Raw genomic sequence first — 15311 nt, 5'->3', positions numbered from 1 at the left:
TTTAACATCTGGCATCCCATGCCCCACTTCCAGTTGCTCCCCTGCTCGGCGTGCATACCCTGGTTAGCGGTTCGGAGGTGCGAGCGATGACGGGAGCCAGGCTGGGTGGTGCTCGCGCGGACGTGTCGCGCTGCATTGAGGCAAGCCTCCAGTGCCAGGTGTCCTGCGAGGCGGGAATGGCGCGGCTGGTGGTGCAGGGAGAGCCGTTGAGCAGCGCCTCCGTGCGCGTGCTGCGGCAGTGCGCGGAGCTGTGCGAGCTCAACGTGCGCGCGCTGCGCAAGGACAGTCGCCTGTCACGGCGCACCACCAGCCTGTGCTTCGAGTTGAGCAGCCTGGTCGCGCGCACGGCCTGGCTGGACGCGGATGATCCAGGCTCATACACGCTGGCGAAGGACGCACTGCGGCTGGCCCGTGCCTGCCACCCGCTCCTGTTCTCGTTCTGAGCGGCGCTGATTCAAGGGCGAGCGGATGGCTCCGCTCGTGCCCACTCGTTCTTGCGCCGGGCCCGAGCGCCCGCGTCTCCAGAGCAGCTCAGAGCGTCACACCGTAGAGCGCGCCGTACTTCTCGCGCAGGTACCCGAGGAAGTCCGCGTCGGTGAGCCCCTGTCCCGTCACCTCGCGCACCCGCGCCTCCGCCGGCAGACGGAAGCCCTGGCGGTGGATGCGCTCACGCAGCCAGTCGCGCAGCGGCAGCATCTTCCCCTGACGAAGCTGTCCGTCGAGGTCCGCCAGCTCCCGCGCGGCGACGCGGTAGAGCGAGGCCGAGTAGAGGTTGCCCAGCGAGTACGTCGGGAAGTAGCCCAGCTCGCCCCAGGCCCAATGGATGTCCTGGAGCACGCCCTGCGTGTCGTCGGGCGGGGTGACGCCGAGGTAGCGCTCCATCCGCTCGTTCCACGCGGCGGGCAGGTCCGCGAGCGGCAGCTCGTCGCGAATCAGCAACAGCTCCAGCTCGTAGCGCACGGCGATGTGGAGGTTGTACGTCACCTCGTCGGACTCGGTGCGGATGAGCGACGGGCGCACGTCGTTGACGACGGTGTGGAACGCATCCAGGTCCACCTGCGCCAGCGCGTCGGGGAAGCTCTCTCGAAGCAGCGGGAAGTAGTGCTCCCAGAAGGGACGCCCTCGTCCCACCATGTTCTCCCAGAGCCGTGACTGCGACTCATGCAGCCCCATGGAGGGCGAGGCCGCCAGCGGCGTGCGGTGGTGCTCGGGCGCGAAGCCCTGCTCGAACAGACCGTGCCCCGCCTCGTGGATGGTGCTGAAGATGGCGGGCAGCGGGTTCGACTCATCGACATGCGTCGTGAGCCGCACGTCGAGCGGGTGCGTGCCCCCGGTGAAGGGATGGATGCTCAAATCCTGTCGTCCCGCTTCCAGGTCGAAGCCCAGGTCCGCCAGCAGCCGCAGCGTGAAGCGAAACTGCGCGTCCTTGTCGAAGCGCCGCCCGTCGAAGAGGGCCGGCACCTGTCGCTTCGCGCCCGTGAGCTTGCCCACCATGGGGATGAGCTGCTCGCGCAGCGTGGTCAGCACCGGCGTGAGCCGGGAGACGCGCATGCCGGGCTCGTAGCCTTCCAGCAAGGCGTCGTAGCGCTCGCCCTCATGGCCGTACGCATCCGCCTGCTCGCGGCGCAGCTCCAGGAGGCGCTGGAGGGCGGGCTGGAAGCGGGCGAAGCGGCGCTCCTTTCGAGCCTCGCGCCACGCCTGGAGGCCATGGCTCTGGGCCTCGGCCAGGGCACGGACGAGGGCGGCGGGCACACACACCTCGCGCTCCCGCTCGCGCTGGAGGACCGAGACCATGGCGCGCTCGTCGCCGGTCAGACCCGCCTCGGTGGCCGCCTTGGCGAGCGCGTCCCCCAGCCGAGGGTCCACCAGGCGCTCGTGGTGGATGCCCTGCAGGGTGGAGAGCTGATGGGCGCGCGCGGAGCCGGCCTTGGCGGGCAGGTACGTCTCCTGGTCCCACGTGGCGAGGCCGATGAGCCCCTGGAGGTCCTTCAGCTCCTGCATCCGGGAAAGCAGCCAGGTATCCATGAAGTCTCTATAACCCGCCTCACCCCGGGCTTTCGCGGGGAGGAGCACAAGGATATGAGGGCCGGGCAATGGCCAATGTCCTTCAGTTCTTCATGACTCCCGACGACGAGCTCGCCTTCTTCCGCTTCCTGGAGCGCTTCGTGCTGGAGGTGTACCCCCGGCGCGTTCCAGCGGACTGGACGACGTTCCGCGCCCACCAGGACAACATGGAGCGGCTGCCCGAGGAGGAGATGTACCTGGTGGCCAGCGACTTGGGCCCCGCCATCGTCGACAAGATGAAGCGCGGCCCGGACAAGGGCTACTGGCGCGTGGACGAGGTGCGCTCCCCCGTCATCTTCCTGGAGCGCTGCCGCACCAACGAGGAAGGTGAACTCCTCAGCGGCAAGCTCTGGGCGGAGCTGGACATCACCGCGCAGACGGGCCGGAAGAACGCGGCGCCGGACCGCTTCCGGCGCCTGTTCATGGACATCGAGGAGCACGTGAAGAAGACGTTCCGTCGCGGCCAGCCGAAGGACTTCTTCGTCGGCCCCAAGACGGCCCGCCTCTACAAGGAAGGCCTCGTCCTGCGCGACTCCGCGTTCCGGGGCGGCACGGTGAACGTCTACAAATAGCGCGTCTCAGGTCCCCAGCAGGCCCCGGATGCGCGTGAGCACTTGCCGGTCCCGGACATCCTGCGTGAGCAGGTGACTCAGCAGCTCACGCACCACGTCCGGCTCCGATTCCAGGTAGGGGGCCACCAGCGACACGAACACGTGGTAGTTCTCCACCTTCACGCCGCCGTTCAGCGCCAGGTCCCGCAGGTCCATCAACAGCCCCGTATCCAGCGGGCGCCGGCCCAGGGACTCCATCGCCGTGGCCTGCACGGGCTGCTGGGTGTCCGCCGCCAAAGACAGCAAGGTCATGGTGGCCTCCGGCGTCGCTATCTTCCGCAGCGCCTTGGCGGAGGCCCGACGCACCTCGGGGCTCGTCGCGCTCGCGTAGCCCGCGATGACGTCGGCCTGCTCTACGACACCCGCGTTGCCCAGCGCCATCAAGAGGTGGGCCTGCTCTTCCGGGGCCTTCGACGCGCGGAGGTCCTCGGCCAGTCGCCGCACCGCCGCCCACGCCTCGGGTGACTTCTCCTGCCGGTAGAGCGCCCCGGCCGTCGAGCCCAGCGCGTACGTGCTGGCGACGCGCGGCTCGCCCTCGGTGGACGCGTAGGTCTTCTCCGCGAAGCGCACCGTGTCCGAGGTGGGGTTGCTCACCAGCGACAGCCGGCCGAGCAGCATGCCGTACCGCGCATCCCCGGTGGCCTCCCGTGAGGACAACGCCTGGACGAGCGCGGCCTGCGCCTCGGGAGTGCCCGTCCCCGCCAGCAAGTCCAACAGCAGCGCGCGGCCCTTCACCTGGAGCGTCGGCCGCCGGAAGAGCTCCACCAGCCGCGCGCACAGCTCCGGCTGCTGCTCCAAGAGCCCCGTGGCCTGGAGCAGGAAGTGGTTGTGGTCCGGCAGCGTGCCGACGTTGGCGAACTGTTCGAGCAGCGTGAAGAGGCGGTCAGCCGTCATGCCGTCCACCTGCTGCGTCAACATCCGCGCCCGCACCTTCGGGTCCACGACCATGGTGCCTGGCGTCAGGCGCTGGAGCACCGCGACGGCCACCGGAGCCTTGTCGGCCTCGAAGTGGCCCGTGGCGCCCCGGACCAGGCTCACCCGGACGTGCGAGGCCGCGGACACGGTGCCGTCCGTCCCGAGGCGCTCCACCGTCTCCTCTCCGTCGACGCGCTCCAGCACGCCCTCGCGAGCCACGTCCGCTTCGAAGCTCGAGTCGAGCCTCACCGTGCCGCCCTGCCCCAGGCCTCGAAGCTCCACGTACTCCACGCGGCGCTTGAGGAGCCGCACCCCCTCCGCATCCTCGTCCCGCCGCGAGTACTCCGTCCGGGCGCGGCCCCGCGAGGTCGGCTCCTCCACCGTCCAAGTGGCCCCCTCACGGAGCACCACCTGGAGCTCGCCCACCAGCGACTGCACGGTGTTCTTGAACAGCGACGGGTCATCCTCGCGGAAGGACACCGCGCGCACGACGCCATCCGAATCCATCTCCAGCAGAGCCTCCCGGCCCAGGAACACCGCGTCCACGGAGGAGGCATCCGGGAGCAGCTCCTGCCCGAGGACCCGCAGCGAGTGCTGGCTCAGGCTCTCCAGGCGCAGGCCCACCCGCTGCACGGCGCCCCGCGCGCCATGGCCACGAAGCACCAGGTCCCCCGTGAGGTGGACCTCACCGGCCAGGGAGGCTTGCTTCCCCTGGCCAGAGAGCTGGACTCGGCTGTCTGCCGTGTAGTCCAGGCGATACGTCCAGCTCCGCCCCTGCGGGAAGCGGAACTGGAAGGGCACTGCGACGGGAGACGCCATGGGCTCATGACCCAAACCCACCCAGGCGGCTGTGCAGAGGAGCAGTGCCAGCACGGCACCACCGATGAGAGTCTTTCGCGTGTTCATGGGCGTCTCCCGTCGTGACTGTGATTAAAGCGCGCGCAGGTCGGCGACCAGCACGGAGACGTTCCTGTCGAACAGCTTCACATCGTCGTGGATGCCGTCCCAGCTCACGATGGTCGCCTCGAACTCCTCCTCGAGGGGCCAGATGCCCACCTCCAGATAGGCGGCGATGCTCCCGGAGAGGAACGTGAACTTGAGGTCGGCCTTGCCCGCCATCCCGAGCGTGAAGGCGGAAGCACCGTTCGCGCCGTAGTTCAGGCCGACCGTGGCCTCGATGGGGACGGAGGCATGCACGAGCTGGAGCTTGCCCTTGACGCCCGCCTGGACGATGAACAGGTCGACGCCCGCGTACAGCTCTCCGTCCACCTTCGCATAGGGCTCAATCTTCCCCGCGAGGCTGATGGAGTTCACCCGGCACCCGGTGGACCCGATGGGAGTCACCTTGTGCTCGCCGCCCACGCTGTAGTCGAGCCCCACCACGCCCGCCACCTTGGCGCCCAGCGTGACGGGCACGACGACGATGACGAACGTCGTCTCCACATCCACCAGGGTCGCGGACTTCGACTTCGAGCCCGACACCAGGTTGAACTGACCTGCGACCAGGTCCCTGTGCACATCCAACACGGGGATGGTGTTGTCGAGGACGTCCAGGTCGACATCGGCGCGGGTGTCGGAGATCCTCGCCTCCGCGTGGACCAGTTGGACGCTCGTGCTGAACGCGCGGCCGGTGGCGTCGAAGCGCCCGTACACCTCCGGGGACATGGCGCAGTCACTCGCTGTCACGTTCTTGATTTCGGTGGACACCTGGTAGTCGGCGGTGGCGCCGAACGTCTCATCCCCCAGGCTGTAGCTGTCACCCGCCTCCCACTTCATGCGAAGAGCCGCCGTGTAGGGATCCCTCACCGCGCCCGTCGCCGCGGACAGGGCATTGAGATAGACATCCCGTCGCGGGAAGTAGGTCTCCAGCACGGAGGGCCGCGTCGTGTAGTCCTGCGCGGGGTAGTTCACCTTGCCAGCAATCACCAGGGCCTTGCTCTTGAGCGCCGCGAAGTCGTCGTTGGTGTAGTCCACGCACTTCTGGAAGGCCTGCTCACGGGGCGTCTGATACAGGTTCAACACCCGCTGGGCAAAGCGCTTGGGAGACCAGTCACACGGCGCGGGCGCGCTGGCGCTCTGGAACGCGAGGCAGCCGCGCGACTGCGCCGTGAGCAGCGCCGCTTCGATGGCGGCATCCAGCGCCACCAGCGAATAGGCCATGCCCACCAGCGGGTTCACCGGGTCCTCGTCTTCCAACATGGCACCCTGCGCCGCGCCAGCCTGCAACGTCCCGGGGAGCGGCCGGTATTGATTGCCAACCTCGGACTGGATGGTGGAGACCAGCTGCTGCCGCTGCCGGAGCAGCGCGGCGAAGTCCGACTTCAGGCGCTCCAGCGAGTACATCTCCTCATCCAGCACGGCCGCGTTTCGCTGGCCCATGGATTTGTGCCAGCTCCAGCTCTCGTTGTAGTAGCTGGCGCCCTGGTTGAGGGTGGTACGCATGGCCGTGGGGAGCACGGTGCCGTAGAGGTTCATCAGCCGGCCCGAGTTCTTCAGGGTGATGATGGCCGCACCCCGGACGCCCGGCATGGCGGCCGCCTTGTCCTCGGTGCCCTGGTTGATGATGACCTTGCCCTGCACGTTCGCCGGCACCGTGAAGAACTCGTTCTTGGGCAGCCCCGTGGGGAAGGTGATGGACGGCTGGAAGGCCGTGGCATCCCTGCCCCGCTGAGTCGGGCTGGAGATTCCTCGCGTGCCAATGGCTGACACCGGAACGGGGTTGCCATTCAGGGCGACGCCGTACGCGATGTTGTAGATGGCGCGGTAGTCGGTCCCCGCCGCGGCAATGGCATCCTCGAAGACGCTGTAGTCGTAGTACTTCTCGAAGACGTATTCGGCGCATGAGTTGATGACGTTGCCACTGTTCTCCCAGCCCGTGCGTTGCTGGGAGCGGCTGAGCTTCACCCGGGACGCGAACGGCGTCGTGGCCGGGAAGTAGGCCTGGGCCCGATGCACCGTCCCCAGATAGAAGCCCGACAGGCCGCTGAGGCTCAGGGTGTTGGCATCATCCTTCAGGAAGGCCACGGACTTCGTGGCGGCATCCGGAGCGACGACCTGCCCCGCCGCGTTCAGCGTGGGAGGCACCATCACCGTGCGCTGGCCCATCCCCCCCGCCGCGCTGGTCGCCGCGTTCTTGATGAGCGTGTTACAGATTGCATTGGGATTGGTCTCCGCCGCGTCGCGAGCCACTTTCGCACAAAGCGAGACAGGGTTCTGGCAGTCCGCCAGGGTCGCGGTGTAGCTCGAACACAGGTTGGGGATGGGGGTGATGGGTGGGAGCGCGGCGAAGGCAGGAACGGCGGACACGACAAGACCCAACGCGGAAAGATTCTCCGCGAGGCGGCGACGCAGCAATGACATGACTGTCTCTTTCGGATTGAAAGGGTTGTCCTTCCAACGCGGCTCAGTCGTTTTCTGCGCTGCCGAATTATTCCGGGATTTTCAAAGGCGGTTCGAGCGCGCGCCGCCTGGGAGCACGGAGGAGTCGAGTCAGACCTCCCCTGGGTGCGCCCGGCGGCGTCTTGTCACAGCTCAAGAATCGCCTCGTTGCCGCGCTTCAGCTGCCGGTGGCGATGGGCGCCAGCTTGCGAAGCATGGGCGCCTCATTGAGGAACTTCAGGTCCGGGTGTTTGTCCTCGGCGTGCTGGAGGGCCCAGTCGTCGCGGAAGAGGACCAGCGGCAGGCCGTCGCGGTCCTGCACCGTCTGACGGTTGCCTTCCCAGTCGAAGGACTTGGGGTCGAAGTTGGGCCCCACCACCCAGCGCGCGTGGCTGAAGGGCAGCCGGTCCAGGGCAATCTTCGCCCCGTACTCGTGCTCGAGCCGGTACTGGAGGACCTCGAACTGGAGGGCGCCCACCACGCCGACAATCGGGTCCTTCATGCCCATGCTGAGCTGCTGGAATATCTGGACGGTGCCCTCTTCGGAGAGCTGCTCCAGGCCCTTCTCCATCTGCTTGCGGCGCAGCGGGTCCTTGGAGCGCACCACGGCGAAGTACTCGGGGCTGAAGCGCGGCACGCCCTCGAACTCCACGTCGGTGCCCTCGGCGAGCGTGTCGCCGATGCGGTACTGCCCCGGGTCGAACAGGCCGATGACGTCTCCGGGCCAGGCGTCTTCAATCGCGGTGCGCTCGGCGGCCATGAACTGGCTCGGCTTGGCCAGGCGCACTTCCTTGCCCAGCCGCGAGTGGAACGCGCTCATGCCCTTCACGTACCGGCCGCTCACCACGCGCATGAAGGCGATGCGGTCTCTGTGGGAGGGGTCCATGTTCGCCTGAATCTTGAACACGAAGCCGGCGAACTTGGGGTTGTTGGGCTCGCGCGGGCCCTGCGTCGTCGTCTGACGCGAGGTGGGCGCGGGGGCCAGGTCCAGGAAGGCGTCGAGGAACGGGCGCACGCCGAAGTTCGTCATCGCGCTGCCGAAGAACATGGGCGTCAACTGGCCCGAGTCGCTCTTCTCGCGGGTGAACTCGTCACCGCCGATATCGAGCAGTTCGATATCCTCGTGGAGCTTGGCCAACTCCGACTCGGTGAGCACGGACTTGATGTCTTCGGAGTCGATGGAGACCGAGCGCTCGCCGACTTCCGACTCGCCGTGGGAGCCCTCGGCGGAGAAGACGTGGACGACGCGGGCCTGCCGGTCATAGACGCCGCGGAACTCCGGCCCCATGCCGATGGGCCAGTTCATCGGGTAGGAGCGGATGCCGAGCACCTGCTCCAGCTCGTTCATGAGCTCCAGCGGCTCGCGGCCGTAGCGGTCCAGCTTGTTGACGAAGGTGAAGATGGGGATGCCGCGCAGGCGGCACACCTTGAAGAGCTTCTTCGTCTGGGGCTCGACGCCCTTGGCGGCGTCGATGAGCATCACCGCCGCGTCGGCCGCGGCGAGGGTGCGGTAGGTGTCCTCGGAGAAGTCCTGGTGGCCCGGGGTGTCCAGCAGGTTGACGGCGTGGTCCCGGTACACGAACTGGAGGACGGACGAGGTGACGGAGATGCCGCGCTCCTTCTCCAGCTCCATCCAGTCGCTGGTGGCGTGGCGCCGCGCGCGCTTGGCCTTGACGCTGCCGGCCAGATGGATGGCGCCGCCGTACAGCAGCAGCTTCTCCGTCAGCGTCGTCTTGCCCGCGTCGGGGTGGGAGATGATCGCGAAGGTGCGCCGCCGGGCGACCTCCCTGTCGAGCTCGTTCGTCATGACCCGGGGCCAACTACCACGGGCCGTGTTTCCTTGCAGCCAGCAAGGAGCCCCTGGCGGTCCGGCCGGGGCTCGTGGGAGGGTCCGCGCACACTTTCTCGCCTTCGGAGGCAGCCATGCAGCGGACCCTTCACTCCACGGGTACCCCCTGGGAGCCCCGTGTGGGCTACTCGCGCGCGGTGCGGGTGGGGCCCTTCGTCTCGATTTCGGGGACGACGGCCACGGACGCCTCGGGTCAGGTCGTCGGGGCGGGGGATGCCTACCTGCAGGCAGCCCAGGCGCTGCGGAACATCGAGTCCGCGCTCCAGGCGGTGGGGGCGGGCCTGAAGGACGTGGTGCGCACGCGGATGTACGTCACGGACATCTCTCGCTGGGAAGAGGTGGGCCGGGCGCACGGGGAGTTCTTCGCCAGCATCCGTCCGGTGACGTCGATGGTGGAGGTGAGCAAGCTCATCTCCCCGGAGATGCTGGTGGAAATCGAGGCGGACGCCATCGTCGCGGACGCACCCTGAGGGATTGGCGCTCGCCTGCTTGTCCGGTGGGTGGTGCCGGGGTGGTCGTCATGGGCCTGACGCTCCAAGTTGGAAGGAGCCATGGGCGTCGAATGGAAGGACAACATCGGCATCGCGGATGCTTTGGAACGGGTGGCGGACCTGCTGGAGGAGCAGGACGCGATGCCCTTCCGGATTTCGGCCTACCGCAAGGCGGCGGGGACGATTGGCGAGTGGCCGGAGTCCGTCGCGGAGCTCTTGGCTTCGAAGGGCGAGGCGGGGCTGCGGGAGCTGCCTGGGGTGGGCAAGAGCATCGCCGCGGCGGTGGCGGAGCTGGTGCGCACGGGGCAGCTCGGGTTGTTGCAGCGCCTGGAGGATGAGTCCTCGCCCGAGCAGCTGCTCGCCAGTGTGCCGGGCATCGGACCGGAGCTGGCGCGGCGGATTCACGAGGAGCTGGGGGTGCGCTCGTTGGAGGAACTGGAGCAGGCGGCGCACGACGGCAGGCTCGAAGCGGTGGAGGGCTTCGGACCGCGACGCGGGCAGCAGGTGCGCGACTTGCTCGAGTCGCGGCTGGGGCGCAACCGGCGGGGCGCGGCGCGCAAAAGCGCGAGTCAGGACGAGGGGCCTCGGCCGGAGGTGGGGGTATTGCTTCAGGTGGACGAGGAGTACCGCCGGAAGGCGGACGCGGGAGCGCTGCGGACCATCGCGCCCCGGCGGTTCAATCCCTCGGGTGAGGCGTGGTTGCCGGTGATGCGGCGCAAGCTGGACGGGTGGAACGTCCGGGCGCTGTTCTCCAACACGGCGATGGCGCATCAGCAGAACGCGACGCACGACTGGGTGGTGCTGTACTTCGACCAGGAAGGTGACGAGGGACAGTGCACCATCGTCACCGCGCACGGTGGACCGCTGGACGGTCGACGTGTCGTCAGAGGCCGCGAGACGGAGTGCCTGGCGTATTACGGCGTGGAGTCCGAGGAGGCGGAGGCGCCTCAGCCGGGGGCGTGAAGCAGGGACATCAGGTCGACAACAGTCCCCGAAGCCAATGGCGGCGAGTAGGCTTCACCTCATGGCCACCAAGGATGAGTTGCTCACCAGCATCTTGAGCCTCCCACCCGAGGAGCGCGCCGAAGTCGCGCACAAGCTGCTGCTCAGTCTCGATGAGGCGCCCGCGCGGGAGGACTCCGGTTCAGAGTGGTCGCAAGAGCTGGAGCGTCGCGCCACGGACATCCGTGAAGGCCGTGTCGAGACAGTCCCCTGGGAGGACGTGGAGCGTCAGCTTGCCACTCGCCTGAAGCAGCGACGCGTAGAGCATCCGCCGCTCATCACGAGGAAGCCCACCCGCAACTGCACGTAAAACTCCGGCAACTCTGAATGCTAGGCTTCGCGGCGCATGCGAATTCCTCGAGGGCTCTGGCTATTATGGGTCGTCCACGTGCTGGGCTGCGCTTCCGCTGCACAGCACCCGATTCATCGCGCTTGGGATGAAGCCGAGGTGGAGTGCGCGCGCCCCGAGGAGGACCGCTGCGTCACGGTCCTGTGTTCGGATGACCTGTGTGGCCTCTACCGTTGCGAGGACCTGCCCAGCGAAATTGAGCACGTGCGCTTTCCTCCGGCACGTCCTCCTGCCGCCGCTGCCGCACCAGGCAGTGGCCCTCGCAGGAACTGGGGTGGTCGCCAGGGACTCCCTCGCGGGGCCGTCATGGTCTTCCCGAACTGGAATGGCGCACCCGAACGCGTCATTCCACATACGCACCAGCTCACGCCAGGGCGCTGGGAGAAGCACCACATCTTTCCCCAGGCAGAGGACCTCGCGAGATGGTTCGAGCGACAGGGCGTGAAGATCCACGACTACACGATGCCCATCCCTCGTGACCTCCATCGTCGCATTCATGGGAATGACGGTCGTGGGGGCCCTTGGAACAAGGCCTGGCGCCAGTATCGAGACCTGAATCAGAGCGCGAGTCCCGAGGACATCTACAAACACGCAGGCGAACTCATCCACCGATTCCAGCTCATCGGTGGCCCCGTTCAGCCCTACTATTCTCGCCCTGGCGCGTGAGGGCTTTGAACACATGACTCGGTACTTCTGGCTGCGGGAGGACGAGGCCGCGACGAGCGCCTTCAACGGCTCGTTCGACGGGGCTCTCAAGTGGGCCCTTCCCGGTGCGAAGTGCCCGGAGTGCGGCGTGACCTGGAGCTCGTGGGGTCACCACTATCCTTGCGTGGACCTGTCCTCGCTGCCCGAGCACGCTCTTTTCGAGCAGCCCCGTCCCGAGCCCTTCACCGAATTCGCGCGTCTGCGGGCCCTGGTGCGTCCCCTGGCCCCAGCGAATTCGGAGCTGCCACCTGGCACTGAGTTTGGCCCCAGAGTGGGCCAAGCCTCGGGGGCTTTCGGCCCGTTCACCTGGCAGGGCTCTTCGATTCTGCTCGTGCGTCGCGACACACTGGAGCAACTCCAGGCGCAGGGCCTCCGTGGATTGACAGGCTGTCGGACGGAGCTGCGGTTCCGCCAGAAGACCGCGCCCGAGCTGCTCGACCTCCAAATCGAACCGCGAGGTCGACTCCATCCTGACTGCGTTCCGCCGAACGTACCCCCGCCCTGCCCGACCTGTGGTCGCTTCGCGTTCTCGCGACCCGATGCGCCCGTCCTCGATGCGGACTCCATGCCCTGGGACGTGGACCTGTTCCGGGTCGGAAACTTCGCGACGATGCTCATCGGCACTCAGCGCCTCATGGAGGCAGTGCGCCACCTGGAACTCTCCGGCATCGCCTTCCAGGAGCTGCCCGTCCGCTCCGCCGTGAGTTGATACCCCTCCCGCCCGCGTCCACATCGGGACGCGGGCGGAAGGAGCCCTGACGTCAGGGCGCGGGTGTGTACAGCTCCGCGGAGGACAGCGCGCCACTCGTCCCCAGGCCTCCCGCGACGAGCACCCGTCCGGAGATGGCCAGCCGAGTCACCGTGGCGCTCGACAGCGCGTTGGACATGGTGCCCGCGGACGACCACTGGCCGAGCGCCGGGTCGAACACCTCCGTCGTCGACAAGAGGCCCGTGGCGGCCCCGGCATCCCCGCCCAGCACCAGCACGCGGCCCGAGGACAACACGGAGGCCAGCGCCCCGTAGCGACTGCTCGTCATCGGCGCCACCGTCGTCCAGCCGCCCTGCGCGGGGTCATAGATCTCGGCCGTGGCCAGCGCGCCGCCCAGCCCCCAGCCGCCGGCCACCAGCACCTTGCCACCCGGCAACGCCACCGCGATGTGCCCATAGCGCGTGCCCGCCATGGAGCCCGTCTGCGTCCACTGGCCCGTGTGCATGTCGTAGAGCTCGGCGGTCGCCGTGTCTCCCGACGGCGTGGTGCCGCCCACCACCAGCACCTTGCCGGACAGCAACATCGTCGCGGTGTGGTTGACGCGACGCACGCTCATCGTGCCCGTGGCGCGCCACGTCCCGGAGGGCGGGTCATACAGCTCCGCGGTGGCGAGGATGCTGCTGAAGCTGGAGGACATCCGTCCGCCCGTCACCAGCACCTGCCCGGAGTCCAGCAATGTGGTGGTGTGCCGCGAGCGATTCCCCGCCATCGCCCCGGTGCTGCTCCACTGCCCGGTGGCCAGGTCATACACCTCCGCGGATGACAGGTACGCCGAGGAGGTGCCCTGCCCTCCCGCCACCAGCACGTTGCCCGAGGGCAGCTCCGCCGCCCCATGCAGGAAGCGCGGCGTGACGAGGCTCCCCGTCTGCGTCCACGTCACCAGGTGCTCGTCGTACAGCTCCGCGCCCGACAGGCCGCTGCTCCCGGTGCTCGTCCCTCCCGCCACCAGCACCTTGCCGGAGTCGAGCAGCGTCACCGAGTGATGATATCGCGCCGCCGACAGGGTCGCCGTGGGGCGCCAGGGCGGCGTGGGCACCGAGAACCGCTCCGCCGAGGAGGCCCCCTGCGTGCCGTCCGCGCTGCCTCCCGTGACGAACACCTCGCCCTGGAGGAGCAGCGTGGCCGTGTGTCCCAGCCGGCTCGCGCTCATCGGCGGCGTCGCGCTCCAGCGAGCAAGCGTCGGGTCGAAGATGGTCGCGGTCTGCAGATACGGACTGTTGCCGTCCGTGCCGCCCGTCACGAGCACCTCGCCCGAGTGCAGCAGCGTCGCCGTGTGCTGCGCCCGCTCGCCCGGCAGCAACTGCGCCACCGGAGCCCAGGTGCCAGCGCTGGGGTCATACAGCTCCGAGGTCCGCGAGGCGGTGAACTCGTCGAGGAAGCCGCCCGCCACCAGCACCTTGCCGGACAACAGCCGCGTCGCGCTGTGCCCCGCGCGCGCGGTGAGCAGGCCCGCCACCTGGCTCCACAGGCCGGTGCTCGGCTCATACAGCTCCACGTCCGTGACGAACTCACCCCGAGGCCCGACGCGCCCTCCGGTGACCATCACCCGCCCATTGCCCAGCAGCGTCGCCGAGTGCCCCACGCGCGGCCTGCGCAGCCCGCCCGTGGAGGCCCACGTCCCGGTCGCCGAGTCGTAGAGCCGCGCGGTGGACAGCCCCGTGCCCCCGCCGTTCTCTCCGCCCACCACCAGCACCTTCCCGTTCGACAGCAACGTCGCCGTGTGTCCGGAGCGCAGCGTGTCCAGGCTCCCCGTCGCCGCCCAGGTCCCCGTGGTGGAGTCATACAGCTCGGCGGTGCCCGTGGGAGACGCGCCGGAGTCGCCGCCCGCGACGAGCACCTTGCCGTTGTTCAGGAGCGTCGCGGTGTGTCTGCGCCGCGCGGCCCCCAGCGTGCCTCCAGACAACCAGCGCACGCCCTTCGAGTCGTACAGCTCCGCGTTCGCCGAGGACTGTCCGCCCACCACCAGCACGTTGCCGGTGCGCAGCAGCGTCGCGGTGTGGTCCATCCGTTGGAGCGACATGCTCGGCGTGGGCGTCCAACCCTGGGTCACCGCATCCAAGCCCGCAGTGCTTTCCGTGTTTGACGGTTCTGCAAATTCCTCGTGTGAGCATCCCGCCAGGACGAGCGCCGTCACAAGCGCGGCCAGGCGGCCGAGCCCGATACATCGATTCATGGGTGGGGGTCCTTTCCCTTCGGGGGGTGTGCGCCTGACGAGCCGCACGCAGCGGCCCTTACCCCAGCCCCGAGGAAGGAGGCCAATTCGGCACCTGAAAAATGACGTCGACACCGGCTGAAACAGGTGGGGTTGATACACCCCACCACTGAGTCAGCAAGCGCTCGACGGCCCGCAAGGCTCGGGTGACGTGAGAGGGATTAGCTGCTGGCCGAGGTGTAGTGGCCGATGGAGCGAATCCAGACGCGCCGCGCCACCCACGCGAAGACGGCCGAGCCCACCACCGCGCCCACCAGCGACGCCACCGGCAGCCGGCCCAGCATGGCCTCCGCGGGGAAGGTGGTCATCAGGGCCAGGGGAATCACGTACGTGAAGACGAGCGTCAGCGCCCCCTTCGCCACGCCCTTGAACACGGACGAGGGCCACCGCGCGAAGTCGAAGATGGACGTGAAGAGGTACGTGAGGTTGTCCACCCGGACGACGAAGAACGCGGCGCTCACCGTCAATATCCACAGCGAGTACAGGAGCACCGTGCTGGTGCCCAGCAGCAAGAGCGACGTCAGGAGTCCCAGCGGAGAAGGCCCGCGCCCCAGGAGCATGAAGGCGTAGATGAAGAGGCCCAGGCCGGTGAGCACGTTGAAGGCGCGCCACGGCAGGAAGCGCTGCGTGGACACGAGGAACTGCGCGTCCGCGGGCTTGAGCAACACGAAGTCCAGCGTGCCCTTGCGGATGTGCTCCACCACGCCGGTGAGGCTGGGGTTGATGGCGCCCTCGAGAATGCCCTGCAGCAGGGTGAACCAGCCCACGACGAGCAACGCCTCGCCGAAGCTCCAGCCTTCGACTTCCGGCTGCCGACCGTAGACGACGAACAGCGGCGCCAGCGCGGTGAAGACCCAGCACAGCGACGTGAAGCCGTCGGTGAAGAAGTCCGCCCGGTACTGGAGCGCCTGGAGGCCGGATGCCTTGAGCTGCACTGTCAGCAGTCGCAGATATCGCCGCACCATG

13 protein-coding genes are annotated in these 15311 nt (G+C 68.2%); 7 read left to right on the top strand and 6 right to left on the bottom strand.

The annotated features are described in order from the left end of the window. Positions 1-86 precede the first annotated feature (86 nt). The gene (locus G4D83_RS39660; RefSeq protein WP_163870128.1) at positions 87-443 is read left to right on the top strand and encodes a four-helix bundle copper-binding protein; all 357 of its coding nucleotides are present in this window, start codon (positions 87-89) and stop codon (positions 441-443) included. A gap of 88 nt (positions 444-531) precedes the next feature. On the opposite strand, the gene G4D83_RS39655 is transcribed toward G4D83_RS39660, so the two are convergent. After that, positions 532-2025 carry a carboxypeptidase M32 gene (locus G4D83_RS39655; RefSeq protein ID WP_163870127.1) on the bottom strand — a complete coding sequence of 498 codons (1494 nt, stop codon included), beginning with the start codon at positions 2023-2025 and terminating at the stop codon, positions 532-534. Positions 2026-2093: 68 nt separating this feature from the next. Between G4D83_RS39655 and G4D83_RS39650 the strand changes: the two genes are divergently transcribed. Then, positions 2094-2636, top strand: coding sequence for a hypothetical protein (locus tag G4D83_RS39650; RefSeq protein ID WP_163870126.1), 543 nt, complete (start codon positions 2094-2096; stop codon positions 2634-2636). A gap of 6 nt (positions 2637-2642) precedes the next feature. Here the strand turns inward: G4D83_RS39650 and G4D83_RS39645 are convergent, their stop codons facing one another. The 3 genes from G4D83_RS39645 to G4D83_RS39635 all read right to left on the bottom strand — a co-directional run bounded on the left by G4D83_RS39645 (position 2643) and on the right by G4D83_RS39635 (position 8775). Then, positions 2643-4496 carry a HEAT repeat domain-containing protein gene (locus G4D83_RS39645; RefSeq protein ID WP_163870125.1) on the bottom strand — a complete coding sequence of 618 codons (1854 nt, stop codon included), beginning with the start codon at positions 4494-4496 and terminating at the stop codon, positions 2643-2645. Between the two features lie 24 nt (positions 4497-4520). Continuing rightward, positions 4521-6950, bottom strand: coding sequence for a DUF1943 domain-containing protein (locus tag G4D83_RS39640; RefSeq protein ID WP_163870124.1), 2430 nt, complete (start codon positions 6948-6950; stop codon positions 4521-4523). A gap of 196 nt (positions 6951-7146) precedes the next feature. Next, on the bottom strand, positions 7147-8775 hold the full coding sequence (locus tag G4D83_RS39635) for a peptide chain release factor 3 (RefSeq protein WP_163870123.1): 1629 nt from the start codon (positions 8773-8775) through the stop codon (positions 7147-7149). A 116-nt stretch (positions 8776-8891) separates the two neighbouring features. Here G4D83_RS39635 and G4D83_RS39630 point away from each other — a divergent pair, with 116 nt between their 5' ends. The 5 genes from G4D83_RS39630 to sitI6 all read left to right on the top strand — a co-directional run bounded on the left by G4D83_RS39630 (position 8892) and on the right by sitI6 (position 12073). Continuing rightward, positions 8892-9287, top strand: coding sequence for a RidA family protein (locus G4D83_RS39630; protein WP_163870122.1), 396 nt, complete (start codon positions 8892-8894; stop codon positions 9285-9287). 81 nt (positions 9288-9368) lie between these two features. Continuing rightward, positions 9369-10271, top strand: a complete 903-nt coding sequence (locus G4D83_RS39625) for a helix-hairpin-helix domain-containing protein (RefSeq protein WP_205522833.1) — start codon at positions 9369-9371, stop codon at positions 10269-10271. A gap of 61 nt (positions 10272-10332) precedes the next feature. Next, positions 10333-10620 (top strand): addiction module protein, encoded by a 288-nt coding sequence (locus G4D83_RS39620; RefSeq protein WP_240357078.1) that lies wholly within the window; start codon positions 10333-10335, stop codon positions 10618-10620. A 36-nt stretch (positions 10621-10656) separates the two neighbouring features. Next, entirely contained in the window at positions 10657-11325 is a 669-nt protein-coding gene (sitA6, locus tag G4D83_RS39615; protein WP_163870119.1) for a SitA6 family polymorphic toxin lipoprotein, read from the top strand. 13 nt (positions 11326-11338) lie between these two features. After that, positions 11339-12073, top strand: coding sequence for a SitI6 family double-CXXCG motif immunity protein (gene sitI6 / locus G4D83_RS39610; RefSeq protein WP_163870118.1), 735 nt, complete (start codon positions 11339-11341; stop codon positions 12071-12073). A gap of 52 nt (positions 12074-12125) precedes the next feature. Here the strand turns inward: sitI6 and G4D83_RS39605 are convergent, their stop codons facing one another. Together G4D83_RS39605 and G4D83_RS39600 are read right to left on the bottom strand one after the other, a co-directional pair. After that, complete coding sequence (locus G4D83_RS39605) at positions 12126-14153, bottom strand: Kelch repeat-containing protein (RefSeq protein WP_240357077.1); 2028 nt, start codon at positions 14151-14153, stop codon at positions 12126-12128. Positions 14154-14506: 353 nt separating this feature from the next. Next, positions 14507-15310, bottom strand: coding sequence for an ABC transporter permease (locus G4D83_RS39600; protein ID WP_163870116.1), 804 nt, complete (start codon positions 15308-15310; stop codon positions 14507-14509). Between the last annotated feature and the right edge of the window lies 1 nt (position 15311).

It is taken from the genome of Myxococcus eversor (genome assembly GCF_010894455.1).
GTDB lineage: Bacteria > Myxococcota > Myxococcia > Myxococcales > Myxococcaceae > Myxococcus > Myxococcus eversor.
The sequence above is the reverse complement of the archived record's forward strand: the minus strand, read 5'-3'. Positions and strand labels throughout refer to the sequence as shown.